This is a genomic window from Rathayibacter sp. AY1C1 (assembly GCF_002932105.1).
Classification (GTDB): domain Bacteria; phylum Actinomycetota; class Actinomycetes; order Actinomycetales; family Microbacteriaceae; genus Rathayibacter.
Genome location: NZ_PSWH01000010.1, coordinates 1 through 17,899, shown reverse-complemented (window position 1 = coordinate 17,899; position 17,899 = coordinate 1). Strand labels below are relative to the sequence as shown.

Below are 17,899 nucleotides of genomic sequence, written 5' to 3'. Positions count from 1 at the left end.
CGCGGCGGGCGGAAGCGGGCTGGGCCCGAGCGGTGCTCTGCACGCCGAGGCCCCGGGCGCTCGGGCTAACGTAGCTTGCACGACTGGGAGTCGCGCCGGAACCGGCGCCCTGTGCAGGGCCGCGGAGGCGGTGCGGCGACCGGATTCACGTGAGCGACGGAGGGCTGATCCCGATGGCCGATGGCGACAGTGCGGACCGAGCGGGCGGCGGCTCCGAGGACGAGTTCCGGGAGATGCTGCGGCAGTTCCTGTCGGGGAACGGCCCGGTCGACCCCTCGCAGCTCGCCGGAGCGGCGGGACTGCCGAACGACCCGGTGGCCCTGCAGAACCTGCTCTCGCAGCTGCAGAGTGCGATGCAGCAGAACGGCGACGGCGGCGTCAACTGGACGCTCTCGCTCGAGCAGGCGAAGCAGCTCGCGCGCGCCGAGTCCGCGCCGGTGTCCGACTCCGTGCGGGCTCCGATCGACGCGGCCTTCGGCGTCGCCGCGCTCTGGCTCGACGAGGTCGCGTACGTCTCCGAGCTGAGCCGCACGCCGCGCTCGATCAGCCGCCTCGAGTGGATCTCCCTGACGATGCCGGTCTGGACCCAGCTCGCCGAGCCGGTGGCGCTGAGCATCTCGGACGCGCTGACCCGCGTGCTCCGCGAGCAGGCCCCGGAGGAGATGCAGGCGATGATCGCCGGTGCCGAGGGCATGATGCGCGGGATCGGCGGCACCCTGTTCGCCCTGCAGCTGGGCCAGGTCGTCGGGCAGCTCGCCGCCGAGGTCGTCTCGGGCGGCGACATCGGCATCCCGCTGCTGGAGGAGAACGACGCGGCGATCCTGCCGCAGAACGTCGCCGCGTTCGGTGAGGGCCTCGACATCCCGCTGGACCAGGTGCAGCTGTACCTGGCGGTCCGCGAGCTCGCGCACGCCCGCCTCTTCCGGCACGGCAAGTGGCTCCGTCTCGCCCTCATCTCGCAGATCACCGACTTCGCGCGCGGGATCAGCATCGACACCACCCGCCTCGAGGAGCTGGCCGAGGGCTTCGACCCGTCGAACCCCGAGGAGCTCCGCGACGCGATGACCTCCGGCGCGCTCATCCCGCCGAAGACGGAGGAGCAGCTCGCCGCGCACGGCCGCCTCGAGACCGTCCTCGCCCTCATCGAGGGGTGGGTCGACGTCGTCACCGCGGCGGCGACCTCCCGCCTGCCCAGCGCCGGGGCGATCGCCGAGACGGTCCGCCGCCGCCGCGCCTCCGGCGGCCCGGCCGAGTCCGCCTTCGCGACCCTCGTCGGGCTGGAGCTGCGCCCGCGCCGCCTCCGCGAGGCCGCCGCGATGTGGCAGGCCGTGACCGACGCCGTCGGGCCCGAGGCCCGCGACTCCCTCTGGTCGCACCCCGACCTGCTCCCCGGCTCGGAGGACCTGGACGACCCGAGCGCGCTCGTCGCCCGGCTCACGGCCGAGGCCCGCGGCGAGACCCCGGAGCCCGACGAGATGGACCGCGCGCTGGAGGACCTGCTGAACGGCACGATGCCGCGCGAGGGCGACGGCGCCTCCGGAGACGCTCCGGACACGACCGACGACGCCGGCTCGCCGGACGACGACGACCGCGGCTCCTCCCCCACGGGCGACCGCCCCGTCTGACCCCCCGTCCGGCGCCCGCCTGTGGACAACTCGCGCGGCGCCGGGCCGGTCTCGGCCATGATCGCCGGATGGTGCTCCGGCTCGATCCCCGACTCCCCCTGCTCTGGCGCTCAGCGACCGCGGTGCAGCTCGGCCTCGACCGGCCGCACGCGGTCCTGGACGGCGTCGGCTACCCGGAGGAGCTGCTGCTCGACGCCCTCCGCGTGGGCACCAGCGCCGGCACCGTCCGCCTGATCGCGGCGCGCGCCGGAGCGAGCGAGGCGCGTGTCGACGAGGTGCTCGAGGCGCTCCGGCCGGTCCTGCTGCGCAGCGTCGAGCCCGGCCCTCCCCCGGCACCGCGGGTCGTCGTCGAGGGGACGGGCGCAGCACCGGACGCACTGCGCACGCTGCTCCGGAGCGAGGGCTGCTCGTTGCTCGCCGACGACGGGACGCCGGACCTCGCCGTGCTGATCGCCGACTTCGCGGTCGCCCCCGCCCGCGCCGCGCACTGGCTCGCGGCCGATGTGCCGCACCTGGCGGTGGTGTTCGGCGACGAATCGGTGCGCCTCGGACCCCTGGTGGAGCCGGGGTCCGGACCGTGCCTGCACTGCGCCGAGCGGGACCGGATGGACCTCGACCCGGATCGCGCGCGCCTCGTGATCCAGGTGCTCGGCCGCTCAGCCCCCACCCGCACGCCGCTCGCGAGCGCGGCGATCGCCGTGGCGGCCGCCGACGCCGTGCTGCGGCGGCTCCTCGCGGGCTGGCGAGGGCTCCGCGCGGCCGAGCGGGTCTACAGCGACGCCTCCGGAGCGTTCACCGTGCGGGAGCGGGAGCCGCACCCCGAGTGCGCGTGCCGAGCTCTTCGAGGAAGCGCGACGGCTCCCTCCGCGTGACGCGGCCGACCGTCGAGCGCGCCCACGAGAGGCGCAGGCGCCGGCGGGCCCGGGTGATGCCGACGTAGAGGAGGCGCCGCTCCTCGTCGATCGCCTCGAGGCCGGCGGCGTACGAGATCGGCAGCAGGCCCTCGGCGAGCCCCATCAGGTGCACCGACTCCCACTCGAGGCCCTTCGCCGAGTGCAGCGTGGCGAGGGTGACCGCGCCGCGGTCCGGCTCGTGGTGCACCTGCTGGCGTGCGATCAGGTCGTCGGTGAACTGGCGGAAGGTCCATCCGGCAGGGGCCTCGTCGACGAGGCGGGCCAGCGTGTCCAGCGACTCCCACCGGTCGCGCACCGCACCGGGCGCCGACGGGGGCTCGGCGCTCCAGCCGAGCGAGCGGAGGACGTCGCTCACCGACTTGAACAGCGGCTCGCCGCTGATCGACACGGACGCCGCGCGCAGCTGCATCACGGCCTGCTTCACCTCGGGCAGGTCGAAGAAGCGCTTGCCGCCGCGCATGTGCGCGCTCACTCCACGCTCGTGCAGGGCGTGCTCGATGACCGCCGACTGGCTGTTGGTGCGGAAGAGGACCGCGATGTCGGAGGGGCGCACCCCCGCCTCGATGTCGGCCGCGACCCGCGCCGCGATCCCGCGCGCCTCCGCGATGTCGTCCGGGTAGGCGTCGATCGCGGGCTCCGGCGCCTCGGCGGCGGCGACGGCGTGGAGCGAGAGGGCGCCGGGCCTGCCCCGCATGAGGCGGTTCGCGGTCTGCACGATCGGCACGGCCGAGCGGTAGTTCTCCTCCAGGCGCACCACGGTGGCGGCCGGCCAGCGGGACGGGAAGTCGAGGAGGTAGTCGGCCCGCGCACCCGCGAAGGAGTAGATGGTCTGGCTGGCGTCGCCGACGACGCAGAGGTCGCTCCGGTCGCCGAGCCAGAGCTCCAGGAGCCGCTGCTGCAGCGGCGAGACGTCCTGGTACTCGTCGACGACGAAGAAGCGGTACTGCTCGCGCACCTGCATCGCCATCGCGGGCTCGGACTCGAGCATCCCGGCGGTCACGAGCAGGACGTCCTCGAAGTCGATCTGGCGGCGCTGGTCCTTCAGCCCCTCGTACTCGTCCACGAGCGCGACCGTCTGCTCCAGGGTGAGCCGTCCGGGCAGGGGGCGCGTGCGGGCGGCGACGGCGTACTGCTCGAGGGAGAGGGCGGACACCTTCCGCCACTCGATCTCGGCCGAGAGGTCGCGAAGCGTCGCCGTGTCGAGCTTCAGGCGGAGCCGCTCGGCCGCGTGCCCGAGCAGGCGGGCCTTGCCGTCGAGCAGCTGGGGCATCGTGCCCCCCACCAGCTGCGGCCAGAAGTAGCCGAGCTGCGAGAGAGCCGCTGCGTGGAACGTGCGGGCCTGGACGCCCCCGGCGCCGAGCACCCGCAGGCGCGAGCGCAGCTCGGCCGCGGCGCGGCTGGTGAAGGTCAGTGCCATGACGCGACCGGGCGTGTAGACGCCGGTCGCCACTCCGTGCGCGATGCGGTGCGTGATCGTCCGGGTCTTGCCCGTGCCCGCTCCCGCGAGGACGCAGACCGGCCCCAGCAGCGCCTCCGCCGCCTCGCGCTGCCCCTCGTCGAGTCCGTCGAGCAGGGTCACGCGATCGGGCCGTTCTCCAGCTCGCCTCCGTACCAGTCCTCGATCATCGCGCGGGCGATCGACGAGCGGCCGGGCAGCAGCACGGACTCGAGCGAGTCGTGCAGCTGCTGCCGGGTGAACCAGCGCAGCTCGACGATCTCCTCGCCGTCCGGGAGCAGATCCTCCGGGGACTGGTCCTCGGCGAGGCGGGCGGTGAAGCCGACCATGAGGGAGGCGGGGAAGGGCCAGGGCTGCGAGCCGAGGTACTGCGGGTCGACGACGCGCATGCCCGACTCCTCGCCGATCTCGCGGATCACGGCGGCCTCGAGCGACTCGCCCGGCTCGACGAAGCCGGCGAGCAGGGAGAAGCGGCCGGTGCCCCACATCGCGTTCGAGCCGAGGAGGAGGCGGTCGTCCGCGTCGAGGACGCAGACGATGATCGCCGGATCCGTGCGCGGGAAGACCTGGCTGCCGTCGGTGGGCGAGCGGCGGACCCAGCCGCCCTGCTCGACGACGGTCGGGTCGCCGTTGCGGGGCGAGTAGCCGTGCGAGGCGTGCCAGTTCGCGATGGCGAGAGCCTCGGTGAACAGGCCCGCGTCGCGGTCGCTCAGGCGCTCGGCGATCGGGCGCAGGCCGCTCCACCGCTCCTCGTCGGGCTCGAGCTCGGCGGCGGCCGCGTCGGTGAGGACGGTCGCGATGACGGGGGTTCCGACCGGCTCGCCGGGGGCCTCGGCGAGCGTGCGGCCGAGGTAGATCCGGAGGGTTCCGGCGGTCACGTCCTCGGGGCGGCGCAGGACGAGGCGGTCGGCCTCGACCAGGGTCCGGTCGTGGTGCAGGACGAGCACGCGGGTGGCGGGATCGGCGAGCAGCTCGTCGAAGAGCGCGGGCCGCGAGCGTCCGACGCCGTCGCGGTCGGCCGCCTGTCGCGAGAGCGGGAGGCGATCGGCGAAGGGCAGTGACATCCGGGGCTCATTTCGTGACGGGGGCCGCGAGGACCGCTGTCGCGGGCCTTCGACGGCATCGGCGGGACAGCGCGTGGCGGCGGGCCGGCCGGGCACGAGCCGCCTACCCTGGAAACCATGGCCAGATCCCATCTCACTCTAGCCGCGCTGGCCACCTCGGCCGTCGAGGGCCTCGACGTCCGCTCCGCGCGCCCCTTCACCTCCTCGACGCACGGCGACTTCGACTCCGCCCTGCTGACGACGCGCGAGGGCGCCCGCCTCGTCGTGCGCGTGCCCACGTCCGCGCTCGCGGAGCAGGAGCAGCTCGGCGACCTCGTCGCGCTCCGGGCGCTGACCGCCGGCATCCGCAGCCGCCTGCCCTTCGATCTGCAGGAGAGCGTCGGGCAGACGCCGTTCGACGGCACCCGCGCGGTCGTCTACGAGTACCTCGAGGGAGATCGCGTCCTCATCGACGACGTGGCCGCGCAGAGCGGGCTCGCGGACTCGATCGGCCGGGCCGTCGGGGCGATCCACTCGCTCCCGGTGTCGTTCGTCCAGGAGGCGGGCCTGCCGATCGCGACCGCGCGCGACAGCGTGAACGAGACGGTCGCGGTGATCGAGCGCGCGGCCGACACCGGCCACGTCCCGGCGGCGCTCGTCGCGCGCTGGGAGTCGGCCTCCTCCGACGAGGCGCTCTGGCAGTTCGACCCGACCGTGGTGAACGGCTCGATGACCGCCGACTCCTTCCTCCGCTCCGGCGACGTCGTCGCGGCCGTGCTCGGCTGGGCGGCGCTGCGGGTCGGCGACCCGGCGCGCGACCTGCACTGGCTGCTGAGCGCCCCGGGCTCCGAGACGGCGCTCTCCGCCTATTCCCGGATGCGCGCGGGAGCAGTGGACCGCACGATCCGCCAGCGCGCCCAGCTCTACGCCGAGCTCGAACTCGCCCGCTGGCTGCTGCACGGCACCGAGACCGACGACTCCGCCATCGTGGACGACGCGGTCGCCATGCTCGACACGCTGGTCGACAGCGTGCTGGGCGACCTCTCCGCGCCCCTCTCGACCGACACCGGCCCGGTGCTGGAGGTCTCGGAGGTCGAGGAGCTCCTCAACCGCACGCCGGGAGCCCGCACGGGCTCCTCCGCTCACGGCCGCGGGCTCGCTCCCGTCGCCGAGGAGAGCGACTCCGCGAGCTCGCGCTCGGAGTAGAACCGCTCGGGCCGCAGCACGAGGTCGTCGGCGACGAAGTAGAACACGGCGTCGACGCTCTCGAGCGGAACCCCCCGCCAGCGCGAGTAGGCGAGCCGGTACAGCGCGAGCTGGAACTGCTTGAGCTCGAGGTCGGCGGCGTCCTTCGGCGCCCGCCCGGTCTTCCAGTCGACGATCTGCACGCCGTCCTCCGTCGGGTACACCGCGTCGAGCTTGCAGACGACGACGTGGCCGGCGAGCTGGAGGTGGATCTCGATCTCGACCGCCTCCGGGCGCCGGTCGGCCCACTCCGAGCGCTCGAAGATGGCGATCAGGGCGTCGAGCCGCTCCTGCTCGACGCTCGTGGGGCCGGCGTCGTCGAGCTCGTCGGGGAAGGTGTCGACCGCCTCCGCCCCGCTCTGGACGCCGAAGCGGTTCTCGACCCAGGAGTGGAACGTCGTGCCGAGCCGGGTCTGCCGGTAGGGGCGCTCCGGCATCGGCCGGCGCAGCTGCGCCGCGACCTCGTCCGGCGTGCTGACGATGTCCTTGAACCGGGAGGCGGGGATGCGGGTGGGCAGCGGCGTGCGCTCGCCCCCGGCCAGCCGCACCGCCCGCTCGGCGAGCAGCAGGCGGATGTCGTCGCCGCGCGCCCCCAGCAGAGCGGGCTCGGCGCTGCGGACCCGGGCGGCGGCGGCGCGGACCCGGTCGCCGCGGGAGCCGAGCGGATCGTGCGGCCAGCGGAACGTGCGCGGGGCCCGCTCGAGCGGGTTCTCCTCGTTCGCGGGCTCGGTCGGCAGCGGCGGGATCGTGCCGGCCTCCTCGAGGTCGCGGAGGAAGACGCCCGGTCCGCGCGGCTTGGCCTGGCCGGCCCACCACGAGCCGCTGAGCAGGAGGTGGTGACGCGCCCGCGTGACGGCCACGTAGGCGAGACGCCGCTCCTCCGCCTCGTTGCGCTCGCGGAGGGTGTCGCCGAACGCTCCGATCGCGTCGACGACCTCCTTCTGCGTGCTGCAGCCGCGCCAGGCGAGATCGGGGAGCTCGGCGGCGTCGCCGCGGAACGCGTAGGGCATCGCGCCCAGTCTGACCCACCCGCGGAAGCCCTCGACCGGCGTGCCGGGGAGCTCGCCGTCGACCATCCGCGGGACGGCGACGAGGTCCCACTCCAGACCCTTGGAGCCGTGGATCGTCAGCAGCTGCACCGTCCCCGGTTCCGGGTCCTCCGGTCGCGGGGCCAGGCCGTCGCGCTTGTCCGCGAGGACGAGCCAGCGGAGGAATCCGCGGAGGGAGGAACCGGTGCCGGCGCCGCGGTCGTCCGTCTGCAGGTACCCGGCCACCGCCTCCCGGAAGGCCTCGAGGTTGGCGCGGCCGTCCCCGCGCGACTCGTTCGCCTCGACCTCGATGTCCAGGCCCAGCTCCTGCTCGACCAGGGTGACGAAGTCGAGGAGGTCGAGCCCGGCCCGGGCGCGCAGCCGGGCGAACAGGGTGCCCGCCTCGTGCAGGCGCCGCAGGCCCTCGGCGCTGAACCCGCCGAGCGCGGAGTGGTCGATCCGCCCGTCGTCGCCGGGGCGGCGCGCCGCGATGAAGTCGAGGGCCTCGACGATCGAGCCGCCCTCGCCCTCGGTGACGGACGCGCGCATCCGCTCGCGCACCTCCTCCGGGAGCAGCCGGTGGGCGTGGTCGCGCGCCGCGAGCCACGAGGCGAGGTCGCGCAGCGCCTTGAGGTCGCGGACGCCCAGACGCCAGCGGGCGCCGGCCAGGAGGCGGACGAGCTCGCTGCCGGCGGCCGGGTCCTCGACCACGGTGAGCGCGGCGACGAGGTCGGCGATCTCGGGCTGCCGCAGCAGGCCCCCGATGCCGAGGATGTGGTACCGGACGCCGTGCTTCGCCAGCGCGGCGGCGAAGCGGTCCATGTGCGCGCGCACCCGGAAGAGCACCGCGGCCGACGGCGGCTCGGCGTTCTCGCGCAGCCGCCCGGCGAACCAGGCGGCGACGTCGTCCGCCTCCTCCTCGATCGTCTCGGGAAAGGTGAGCTCGACCGGGTGCTCGGAGGCCTGAGGCCCCGCGCTCAGCGTGTCGACCGCGACCGCGCTCCCCGCCGACAGCGGCTCCACGATCGCGTTCGCGGCGGTCAGCACGCGGCGGCCGTTGCGCCAGCTCGTGCTGAGGGAGAAGCGGCCCGCTCCCCCGAAATCGGTGCCGAAGCGGCCGAGCCCCTCGGCGCTCGCACCGCGCCAGCCGTAGATCGACTGGTGCGGGTCGCCCACGGCCATCACTCCCTGCCCGGCGAAGAGCCGCGAGAGGAGGCGGGTCTGCAGCACGGAGGTGTCCTGGTACTCGTCGAGGAGCACCACCCGGTACCTCGCGCGGTGCTCGTCCACGATCCGCGGCACCCGGTCGACGATCCGCAGCGCGAGGGCCACCTGGTCCGAGAACTCGACGAAGCCGCGCTCGGCCTTCGCCTCCTGGAACCGCTCGGCGAGCGCCGTCAGCACCGGCAGCGCGCCCACGGCCTGCAGCGCCTTCTCGAGCTCGCGGTAGAGCCCCGAGCCGCTGCCTCCGCGCGGCAGCTCGCCCAGGCGGAGGAAGTCCTCGGCGAACGCGGCGACCGCGGCCGGATCGGCGAGGTTGTCGGCGAGGTCGTGCGCGAGCGAGACGACGAGGTCGGTCAGCCGGTCGATCCCCGCCTCCACCTCGAGGATGCGCGGATCGGCCGTGTCGGCCACGACTCCCCGCGCGAGATGCCAGGCGGAGGCCTCGGAGAGCACGGTCGCGTCCCCCTCGCGGCCGATCAGGGCGGCGTTGTCGCGGAAGATCGTGTTCGCGAAGGCGTTGTAGGTCGAGACGGTGGCGGCCTCGAACGGGTCGGGCGCCGACTGCCCGGGCGCGAGCGGGAGCAGGCCCGCCGCGCCGAGCTGGTCGATCCTCCGCCCGATGCGCTCGCCGAGCTCGGCCGCCGCCTTGCGGGTGAAGGTGAGGCCGAGCACCTCCGACGGCGCCGCGTGGCCGTTCGCGAGGAGCCAGAGGACGCGGTTCGCCATCGTCTCGGTCTTGCCGCTGCCGGCACCGGCGACCACCAGGGCAGGCTCGAGCGGCGCCTCGATGACGGCGCGCTGCTCGGCGGTGGGCGGGCGCAGGTCGAGGCGCTCGGCGATGGTCAGGGCGTCGATCACGGCAGCTCCTCCTCGAGGACGGCGGAGGGGTCGGGGTCGGCGGGGCCGGATGGATCGGCCGGCGCATCGGGACCCGGCTCCTCGGAGTCCTCCGGGTCCTCTGTCTCGTCGACCTCGTCGATCGCCAGGAGTCCGTCCCCCGGGACCTCGGGCACCGCGTGGATGCGGTACCGCAGGGCGTCGCCGGGGGAGAACGGGATCGCGTCGAGCAGGCCCGAGAAGCCCGCCGCCGCCATGCCCAGGGCCGCGGCGCGGACGCGATCGCGCAGCCGCTCCAGCTCCTCCTCGCCGAAGCGCTCCTGGACCACCTCGCGGTACGGCTTCCCGCGCACGCCCGTCGCCACGAAGAGCAGCTTCGCGCCTCCCCCGTCGGCCGGATCGGCCGCCTCGATCGCCCCTTCGGCGACGGCGAGCTGATAGCTGCCCAGCTGCGCGTGCTCGGCGATGTCGTCCTTGCGGGGGGTGCTGCGGCCCGTCTTGAGATCGACGATCGTGACGGCGCCGTCGGCCGCGCGCTCGACGCGGTCGATCGAGCCCCGCACCCGGGCGGGCGGGACGTCGAGCTCGAACTGCTGCTCGCGGCCGAGCACCACGCCTCCCCCGCGCTCGAAGTCGGCGAGGTAGCCCGCGAGGCCGTCGATCAGCCGCCGTGTGACGCGCTTCTGCCGCTCCCCCAGCCAGGGCGACTCGAAGACCAGCTCCGGCCACCGCGACTCGAGAGCCGCCCACAGCTCCTGCGGATCGGGCCGCTCGGCGTTCTCGAGGACCCAGTGCACGAGGGTGCCGACCCCCATCGCCGTGCTCGTCGTGGAGCCGGAGACGGCGTCGACGAACCAATCCAGAGGGGACCGCTCGAAGGCCTCGAGGCGGCTCGGCGAGACGGAGACGGGACGCTGGGGGTCGCCGACGTCGAAGAGCGGCTCCGTGGTCGAGGGCTCGAGCACCCCGGACCAGGAGGAGGGGTCGGCGCCCGGGACCTCCGCGAGCGCCAGGGCGCTGAGCCCTCGGATGGCGGCGGGAGCCTCGGTCGAGTCCGGCGTGGTGGCGGTCCGGCGCAGCGCCGCCACCGCCCCGCGCAGCGTGAGCGGCACTGCGGAGGCCGGATCGAGCCGCGGCGCGTCCGGCGGGGTGAGCCGGAAGAAGAGGGAGGGCGTCTCGTCCTCGCCCGCGACGGCGCTGAGCACCAGCTGCCGCCGGGCGCGGGAGGCGGCCAGGGCGAACATCCGGAGCTCGTCGTCGAGAGTGGCCTTGCGGGCGTCGAGCGGCAGTCCGCCCTCGCCGCGGGCGTGCCGCAGCAGGCCGTCCGGATCGAGCAGCGAGCCGCGCTGGCGGAGGTTGGGCCAGACGCCGTCCTGCAGTCGCGCCACCACCACGACGTCGAACTCGAGGCCGACGACGGAGGAGGGCGTGCCGATGAGGACCGCGTCCTCGACGGAGCGCGGAGCGAGCGTGTCCTCGGGGACCTCCGCCTCGAGGATCTCGGTGACGAAGCCGACCGCGGAGTGCCCGGTCGCCCGCTCCACGAACCGGCGCGCGGCGCTGAAGAGGGCGACCACGCCGTCGAGGTTGCGGTTGGCCTCGGCGGCGGTCAGGCCGGTGCCGAGGGCGAGCTCGCGCCAGGAGGACGCGACGCGGCTGGACTCCCACGCCGACCACAGGAGCTCCTCGATCGAGCCCCCCTCCTCGTGCAGGCGGCGGACCCGGTCGATCGTCACGGCCAGCCGCTCGGCCTGCCGGGCGGGAGCGGAGTCGATGGTCGCGAATCGGCCGGGCGCGGCGAGGGCCTCGACCAGCAGCGGGTCGCTCGCGCGGATGCCGCCGCCGGCCAGCTCCTCCGCCCGGAGCGCGAGCCGGAGCCTGCGCAGCCCCAGCCGGTCGACCCCGCCGAACGGGCCGAGCAGCAGCTCCGCCGCGAGCTCCGCTTCGAGGGGCCGCTCGCCGATCGCGACGCCGACCAGCACGAGCAGCGCCCGGGCCGCGTGATCGTCGCGCAGCGCCCGTCCGGCGAGCACGGAGCGGGTCGGCACCTCCGCCACCGCGAGCGCCTTCACCAGCGGCTGGACCGCGGCTCCGGAGCGGACGACGACCGCCATCCGCCGCCACGCCACTCCGTCGCGCAGCCGCCGCTCGCGCAGCAGCCGCGCCACCGTCGCCGCCTCGCGCGCCGCCGTCGGGGCGTGCAGCACCAGGACGGGTGCCGGGCCCGCCTCGGGGGCCGGAGCCGCGACCGCCGCCCGCTGCCGGCCGGCCGCCGCGGTGCCGATCCGCTCGGTGGCCGCCGACACGACCGCCCGCAGCGCGGCCGAGTGGCGGTGCACGCGCGCGAGCACCAGCGTCTCGACGTCGGACGCGCCGATGCTCGTGGCGAACCGGCCGAGCGTGTCGGAGGCCGCGCCGCGGTAGGCGCTGGTCGCCACGTCCGGGTCGCCCAGCGCGATCACGGTCACCCCGCGCTCCGTCAGCGCCCGCAGCAGCACGAGCGTCGACTCGCTCGCCTCCTGGAGGTCGTCGACGACGACGAGGCGCAGCGCGTCGATCCGCTCGCCGCCCTCGCCGGCGCGGATCGCCTCGGCCGCGTAGGCCGCGAACTCCGCCGCGTCCAGACGGGTGCCCGCCTGGGGCGCCATCCACTCGACCACCTCGCGCAGCTCGTCGAGCACGTCGGCCGCCGCGCTCCACTCCCCTCGCTCGGCGTCGACCCCGAGGGCGCGGATCGCGTCCGAGTCGAGCCCGTGCTCGGTCGCACGCATCCCGAACTCGCGGAGCTCGGTCCGGAAGGTCCGCAGCCGCAGCACCTCGGGGCTGAACTCCTCCGGCCACCGCGGGCCGGTCCCCTCCTCGAGGTGGCCCTCGACGAGCTCCGAGAGGAGGGCGTCCTGCTCGCCGCCGGTCAGGAGGGTCGGCCGCTCGAGGCCGCGCTCCTTAGCGGAGGAGGTGACCGCCTCGAACGCGAGCGAGGTCGCGGTCCGGGCGAGCGGGCCCCGGGTCGGCACTCCCAGCCGCAGGGCGAGCACGTCGCGCAGGGCGGTGGCGGCGGTGCGGCTGGCCGCGAGCACCACGACCGACTCGGGCGGGTACCCCCGCTCGAGGACGCGCTCGGCGACCAGCTCGACGACCGTCGTGGTCTTGCCCGTCCCCGGCGCCCCGAGCACGGCGGCGCTGCGGCCCTCGGGCAGCGCGAGCACCGCGCGCTGGGAGTCGTCCAGCACGACCGCGGGCTCGCCCGGGAGCGCCTCGCCGACGGAGGCTGCGGTGGAGGGAGCGGGGGTCGCGGGAGCGGTCACACGACCACGGTAGCCACCGGGTCCGACACTCCCGCCCGTCCCCGCCGGGAGCCCCGGCCGCCCGCTCCGCTCACCGCGAAACCGGCGCGGTCGTCCGAGCGCGGTCCCGTATCCTGACACCCTCGTCCCCTCCCGAAAGGCACTGCTGGTGGAAATCCGTATTGGAATGGTCAACACCCCGCGCGAGCTCAACTTCGAGTCGTCGATGTCCGTGACCGAGGTCGAGAAGACGGTGACCACCGCTCTCGAGGCCGGCACCGCCGTCCTCCGCCTCCGCGACGAGAAGGGCAAGATCTACATCGTCCCGACCGCCACCATCGCCTTCGTCGAGGTCGGCTCCGAGGAGTCGCGCCGCGTCGGCTTCGTCGCCTAGAGCGTCCCGGGCGGACACGTCGTGGAGCTCCTCTTCATCACCCTGTTCGGGGTCCTGATCGGTCTCGCCGCGCGCTACGGGCTGCCGCACCGGCACCTGCACGGCTCCGTGCTGGTCCCGGCGATCGGCGGCCTCGTCGCCGCAGTCGTCTGGGTCGCACTGACCTGGGCGGGCCTGCCGTGGGACGGCGGCCTGATCTGGGTCCTGTCCCTCGTCGCGACCGCCGTGGTCGTCGTCCCGGTCGGCCTCTCGCTCGGGCGCAGCCGCGCCCGCCGCGACGAGGCCTCCCTGCAGGCGATGCTCTCGGGACGCGTCGCCCCCTGATCCGAGCCGGAGGCGCGGGAGTCCTCGGACTTCCGCGCCTCCGTCGTTCCGGATTCCGGGGCAGTGCGACGCCGGGAACCGTCAGGCCGTGAGCCCCAGCGCGTCCATCCGGCGCGTGTGCGAGGCGATGAGCTCGGTGAACACCGGCTCGATCCGCGACTCGTCGGAGTCGTGGTTGCCCGAGCCCATCAGCGCGGAGCGCGCCACGAGGAGGGTGTCGCCCACCAGGCGGCGGCCCCAGACGGCCAGGCGCGAGCCCAGGCGCCCGTCCGCGGCGATCTCGCGGCGGAGGATCGCGATCACGCCGTCGACGCCCGTGTCCGCGCCGAGCGTCTGCGCGATGCGCGGCCCCACGTCGGTGGGCAGCCCGCCGGTGAGGCGGATGAAGAAGTCGTCGAGCAGGCCCGCCGTGATGTACGCCGAGAGCAGCGTCTCGTGGAGGTCCGCGCCGCGGGTGAGCCGCTCGAAGGTGTCGATCGCTGGGCGGAACGGCGCCATGGCCTCGCCGGGCTCCACGTCGCGGCGGCGCAGCTCGGCGACGACGGCGTGGTGCTTCGCGAGCGCCGTGCCGGCGGCGGAGGAGATGGCCTCCTTGTCCGCGAGGTCGTCGGTCTCGGCGACGGCGCGCGCCAGCACCTCGAACACCGCGAGCTGGAGGTAGGCGACCTGGCCGAGGTAGGGCAGCACCTCGGGGGTGAGGTCGGCGAGGTCGACGCGGTCGCGCTTCTGGCTCGACTCCCCGCGGGGCGTCAGGCGGGGCACCTCGAGCAGGGGACGTCGACGTCGGAACCAGGCAGCCATTTCCTCAGCATAGGGCGCCGGAGGAGCGGGGTTCCGGGGCCGGCGGGGCCGGGAGCAGTAGACTCGCCGGGATGTCACCGGCGCTGGATCGGTGACCCTGCGCCCGGAGTCGTACAGGGGCGTAGACCGTTCGACACGACAGGCGCTTCACTCCGTGACTTTCTCCGATCTGAACATCGACGACGACATCGTCGCCGCACTCGCCGCCAAGGGCATCCTCGAGCCGTTCCCCATCCAGGAGCAGACGATCCCCCTGGCCCTGCAGAAGCAGGACATCATCGGCCAGGCCAAGACCGGCACCGGCAAGACCTTCGGCTTCGGCCTCCCCCTCATCCAGGCCCTCGGCACCGACCCGGAGCCGGGCGTCAAGGCGCTCATCGTCGTCCCGACCCGCGAGCTCGCCGTGCAGGTCACCGAGGACATCGAGCTGGCCGCCTCCAACCGGCCGACCAAGATCGTCTCGATCTACGGCGGCAAGGCCTACGAGGGCCAGATCGAGCAGCTGAAGGCCGGCGCGCAGATCGTCGTCGGCACGCCCGGCCGGCTCCTCGACCTCGCCGGGCAGCGCCTGCTCTCGCTCGCCAACGTGCAGGTGATGGTCCTCGACGAGGCCGACAAGATGCTCGACCTGGGCTTCCTCTCGGACATCGAGAAGCTGTTCGCGCAGACGCCGCCCACCCGCCACACCATGCTCTTCTCGGCGACGATGCCGGGCGCGATCGTCGCGCTCGCGCGCCGCTTCATGAACAAGCCCATCCACATCCGCGCGACCGACCCCGACGAGGGCATCACGCAGGCGAACATCAAGCACATCGTCTACCGGGCGCACTCGCTCGACAAGGACGAGGTCATCGCGCGCATCCTGCAGTCCGAGGGCCGCGGCAAGACCGTCATCTTCACCCGCACGAAGCGCGCCGCCGCCCGCATCGTCGAGGAGCTCAACGACCGCGGCTTCAACGCGGCGGCCGTGCACGGAGACCTCAACCAGGAGCAGCGCGAGCGCGCGATGGCGGCGTTCAAGGCCGGCAAGAAGGACATCCTGATCGCCACCGACGTCGCCGCGCGCGGCATCGACGTGAACGACGTCACCCACGTGATCAACCACACGATCCCGGACGACGACCAGACCTACCTGCACCGCGTCGGCCGCACCGGGCGCGCGGGCAAGACCGGCATCGCGGTGACCTTCGTCGACTGGGAGGACCTGCACAAATGGGCCCTCATCAACCGGGCGCTGGAGTTCGGCCAGCCCGACCCGGTCGAGACCTACTCGTCGTCGCCGCACCTCTACACCGACCTCGACATCCCCGCGGGAACCAAGGGACGGCTGAAGCCGACCCCGATCCCCGCCGAGGCGAAGGCCGACGCGCGCCCGGACCGGGGCGAGCGCTCCGACCGCGGCGAGCGCTCCGAGCGGGGCGACCGGCCGCCGCGCCGCCGCACCCGCTCCGACTCCGCCGACTCGACCGCTCCGCAGCAGACCGGCCCCGCTCCCTCGAGCGAGAGCAAGGAGCACCACGACGGCAACAGCGAGCCGCGCCGCCGCACCCGGTCGCGCCGCCGCTCCCCGCGCCCCGACGCGCAGGCCTGAGCCTCCGCGCCCCGAGCCCGTCCCCCCGCGATCCGTCGCGGGAGGGCGGGCTCTCGGCGTCCCAGCGGCTCTCCCGCGACTCAGCGGGGTCCCCACGCGACTCAGCGGCTCTCCGCCCCTCAGCGGTCACGGTGATCCGGCGGCTCTCCGCCTGTCAGCGGCTCTCCGCGACTCAGCGGGCGGAGGAGCGGATCGAGTCGACGGTCGCGCGCGCAGTCGTGTTCTCGCCCAGGCGGTTGGGCTTGCCCGTGCCGTGGTAGTCGCTCGAGCCCGTGGTGACGAGCGAGTACTGCTCGGCGAGCTCGCGCAGGCGGCGCTTGCCGTCGGCCGTGTTCTCGCGGTGCTCGACCTCGAGGCCGAACAGGCCGGCGTCGACGAGCTGCGGGAGGATCGACTCGACCGCGATCCCGCGGGCGCTCGCGGCCGGGTGCGCGATGACCGGGACCCCGCCCGCCGCGCGGACCAGGCGCACGGCGTCGACCGGGTCGGGCGCGTAGTGCGGGCGGTAGTAGCCGCCGCGCCAGTCGAGGATCCCCGCGAAGGCCGCGGAGCGGTCGGTGGCCAGGCCGCGGGCGACGAGCGCGTCGGCGATGTGCGGACGCCCGATGGTCGTGCCCGGGCTGGTCTGGGCGAGGACGTCGTCCCAGGTGAGGTCGTAGTCGGCCGCGATCGCGGTGACGATCGCCTCCGCGCGGTGCGTGCGGGCCGAGCGGATGCGCGCGGTCTCGGCCACGAGCCCCGGATCCGCCGGATCGACGAGGTACGCGAGGACGTGGACGCTGGCCCAGCCGACGCGGGAGGAGAGCTCCATGCCGGGCAGCAGGTCGATGCCCGCCTCCTCGGCCGCGGCGAGCGCCTCGGCCCAGCCGCCGGTCGTGTCGTGGTCGGTGAGCGCCACTCCGGCGAGCCCGGCCGCGGCCGCGGCCCGCACCAGGACGGCCGGAGCCTCGGTGCCGTCGGAGACGACGGAGTGGGTGTGGAGGTCGTAACGGCCCCCGTCGACATGCATGCGCTCATCGTAGACGCGCCGCCTGCGAGCCCTCCGATGCCCTAGTAGCCTGGGCGGCGATGGGGACGAGACTGGTGAAGACCGCGGTGGCGGTGATCGTGGCGATCGCTCTGCTGGTGGTCGCGGCGCCCGGCTTCTTCGGGATCGCCCGGGAGGCCCCCTTCGCCCAGCTGGTGCCGTTCCGGCTCGCGACGGGCGCGGCGGCCGTCGGGCTCGCCGCTGTCCTGGTCGTGATCGCGGTCCTCGTCGCTCCGGTCAGGCGCCTCGCGCTGGCCCTCGCAGCGCTCGGCGTCGTCTTCGCGCTCGTGCTCGCGGGAGTGCAGGGAGCGCGGGGCTACGACTCCGCCGCTCCGCGCGCCCACCGCCTCGCCGACGTGCGCCTCGCGACCTGGAACGTGCTGCACGACGGCGTGCCCGTCGACACGATCGCCTCGCTCGCCCGGGAGAGCGCGGTCGACGGCATCGCCCTCCTCGAGGTCTCGCAGACGCACGCGCAGGACGTCGTGAACGCGCTCAGCGCCCAGGGGATGTCGATGACCCTCCACTACGCCGGGTCGGGCGCCGACGACGGGGCGGCCCTGCTGCTCTCCCCCTCGCTCGGCGGCTACAGCGTCGACACCGCCGCGGTCGTCACCGGATCGACACCGTCCCTCGTCGCACGCCCCGACACTCCCGAGCGCCCCGTCCTCGCCGCGGTGCACACCATGGCGCCGATCCCCTCGCGCCTCGCGGAGTGGCGGAGCGATCTGCTCTCGGTCTCCGCGCTCTGCTCCGCGGAGGAGGACGTCGTGGTCCTCGGCGATCTGAACTCCACGGTCGACCACTGGACCGGGCTGCCGGGCTCGGCCGCGCTGGGCGGCTGCCGCGACGCGGGGACCGTCGCGGGCGGCGCCGCCCTGGGCACCTGGCCGTCCTCGGTCCCGCCCGCGCTCGGCGCCCCGATCGACCACGTCCTCTTCTCCGGACGCTGGGAGGTCTCGGGCTACCAGGTCGTCGACGACCGCGACGACGCCGGGAGCGACCACCGGCCGCTGGTCGTCCAGCTCTCGGTCCGCGGGATGGTGAAGGACGCGTCCTGACGCTCCTCCCCGGCGCCGACTCCCCGTCCTCCTCCCCCGCACGGC

13 protein-coding genes are annotated in these 17,899 nt (G+C 74.7%); 7 read left to right on the top strand and 6 right to left on the bottom strand.

Annotated features, from left to right (window positions below):
* Positions 1–173 precede the first annotated feature (173 nt).
* Both C5C71_RS06665 and C5C71_RS06660 read left to right on the top strand, forming a co-directional pair.
* Positions 174–1,625, top strand: a complete 1,452-nt coding sequence (locus C5C71_RS06665) for a zinc-dependent metalloprotease (protein ID WP_104337402.1) — start codon at positions 174–176, stop codon at positions 1,623–1,625.
* A 68-nt stretch (positions 1,626–1,693) separates the two neighbouring features.
* Positions 1,694–2,497 (top strand): hypothetical protein, encoded by an 804-nt coding sequence (locus tag C5C71_RS06660; protein ID WP_104224835.1) that lies wholly within the window; start codon positions 1,694–1,696, stop codon positions 2,495–2,497.
* On the opposite strand, the gene C5C71_RS06655 is transcribed toward C5C71_RS06660, so the two are convergent.
* A complete protein-coding gene (locus C5C71_RS06655; RefSeq protein ID WP_104224836.1) occupies positions 2,418–4,118 on the bottom strand; it encodes an ATP-dependent helicase in 1,701 nt (566 codons plus the stop codon). The two genes, C5C71_RS06660 and C5C71_RS06655, sit on opposite strands and share 80 nt — an antisense overlap.
* Positions 4,115–5,059, bottom strand: a complete 945-nt coding sequence (gene nudC / locus C5C71_RS06650; RefSeq protein ID WP_104261196.1) for an NAD(+) diphosphatase — start codon at positions 5,057–5,059, stop codon at positions 4,115–4,117. The genes C5C71_RS06655 and nudC overlap by 4 nt, the downstream gene beginning before the upstream one ends.
* 117 nt (positions 5,060–5,176) lie before the next feature.
* Here nudC and C5C71_RS06645 point away from each other — a divergent pair, with 117 nt between their 5' ends.
* Positions 5,177–6,244: a phosphotransferase gene (locus tag C5C71_RS06645; RefSeq protein ID WP_104224838.1), complete on the top strand. Its 1,068-nt coding sequence runs from the start codon at positions 5,177–5,179 to the stop codon at positions 6,242–6,244.
* Here C5C71_RS06645 and C5C71_RS06640 read toward each other — a convergent pair.
* Positions 6,181–9,393, bottom strand: coding sequence for an ATP-dependent DNA helicase (locus tag C5C71_RS06640; protein WP_104337369.1), 3,213 nt, complete (start codon positions 9,391–9,393; stop codon positions 6,181–6,183). The two genes, C5C71_RS06645 and C5C71_RS06640, sit on opposite strands and share 64 nt — an antisense overlap.
* On the bottom strand, positions 9,390–12,677 hold the full coding sequence (locus C5C71_RS06635; RefSeq protein ID WP_104337368.1) for an ATP-dependent DNA helicase: 3,288 nt from the start codon (positions 12,675–12,677) through the stop codon (positions 9,390–9,392). Before C5C71_RS06635 ends, C5C71_RS06640 begins: the two co-directional genes overlap by 4 nt.
* 148 nt (positions 12,678–12,825) lie before the next feature.
* Here C5C71_RS06635 and C5C71_RS06630 point away from each other — a divergent pair, with 148 nt between their 5' ends.
* Entirely contained in the window at positions 12,826–13,050 is a 225-nt protein-coding gene (locus tag C5C71_RS06630; RefSeq protein WP_104224841.1) for a DUF3107 domain-containing protein, read from the top strand.
* Between the two features lie 21 nt (positions 13,051–13,071).
* Positions 13,072–13,374 (top strand): hypothetical protein, encoded by a 303-nt coding sequence (locus C5C71_RS06625; protein ID WP_104226942.1) that lies wholly within the window; start codon positions 13,072–13,074, stop codon positions 13,372–13,374.
* A gap of 81 nt (positions 13,375–13,455) precedes the next feature.
* Here C5C71_RS06625 and C5C71_RS06620 read toward each other — a convergent pair whose 3' ends face one another.
* The gene (locus C5C71_RS06620) at positions 13,456–14,175 is read right to left on the bottom strand and encodes a ferritin-like fold-containing protein (protein ID WP_104261755.1); all 720 of its coding nucleotides are present in this window, start codon (positions 14,173–14,175) and stop codon (positions 13,456–13,458) included.
* Between the two features lie 154 nt (positions 14,176–14,329).
* Here C5C71_RS06620 and C5C71_RS06615 point away from each other — a divergent pair, with 154 nt between their 5' ends.
* Positions 14,330–15,766: a DEAD/DEAH box helicase gene (locus tag C5C71_RS06615; RefSeq protein WP_104224844.1), complete on the top strand. Its 1,437-nt coding sequence runs from the start codon at positions 14,330–14,332 to the stop codon at positions 15,764–15,766.
* 172 nt (positions 15,767–15,938) lie between these two features.
* Here C5C71_RS06615 and C5C71_RS06610 read toward each other — a convergent pair whose 3' ends face one another.
* Positions 15,939–16,775 (bottom strand): PHP domain-containing protein, encoded by an 837-nt coding sequence (locus C5C71_RS06610; protein WP_104233176.1) that lies wholly within the window; start codon positions 16,773–16,775, stop codon positions 15,939–15,941.
* Positions 16,776–16,834: 59 nt separating this feature from the next.
* On the opposite strand from C5C71_RS06610, the gene C5C71_RS06605 reads away from it, so the two are divergent.
* Complete coding sequence (locus C5C71_RS06605) at positions 16,835–17,854, top strand: endonuclease/exonuclease/phosphatase family protein (protein WP_104256196.1); 1,020 nt, start codon at positions 16,835–16,837, stop codon at positions 17,852–17,854.
* Positions 17,855–17,899: the final 45 nt, after the last annotated feature.

What these genes read in the sequence shown, in the direction of transcription:
- C5C71_RS06620 (WP_104261755.1), bottom strand. Translation starts at nt 14,175, where the DNA reads ATGGCTGCCTGGTTCCGACGTCGACGTCCCCTGCTCGAGGTGCCCCGC.
- C5C71_RS06610 (WP_104233176.1), bottom strand. Translation starts at nt 16,775, where the DNA reads ATGCATGTCGACGGGGGCCGTTACGACCTCCACACCCACTCCGTCGTC.
- C5C71_RS06665 (WP_104337402.1), top strand. Translation starts at nt 174, where the DNA reads ATGGCCGATGGCGACAGTGCGGACCGAGCGGGCGGCGGCTCCGAGGAC.
- C5C71_RS06660 (WP_104224835.1), top strand. Translation starts at nt 1,694, where the DNA reads ATGGTGCTCCGGCTCGATCCCCGACTCCCCCTGCTCTGGCGCTCAGCG.
- nudC (WP_104261196.1), bottom strand. Translation starts at nt 5,059, where the DNA reads ATGTCACTGCCCTTCGCCGATCGCCTCCCGCTCTCGCGACAGGCGGCC.
- C5C71_RS06605 (WP_104256196.1), top strand. Translation starts at nt 16,835, where the DNA reads ATGGGGACGAGACTGGTGAAGACCGCGGTGGCGGTGATCGTGGCGATC.
- C5C71_RS06645 (WP_104224838.1), top strand. Translation starts at nt 5,177, where the DNA reads ATGGCCAGATCCCATCTCACTCTAGCCGCGCTGGCCACCTCGGCCGTC.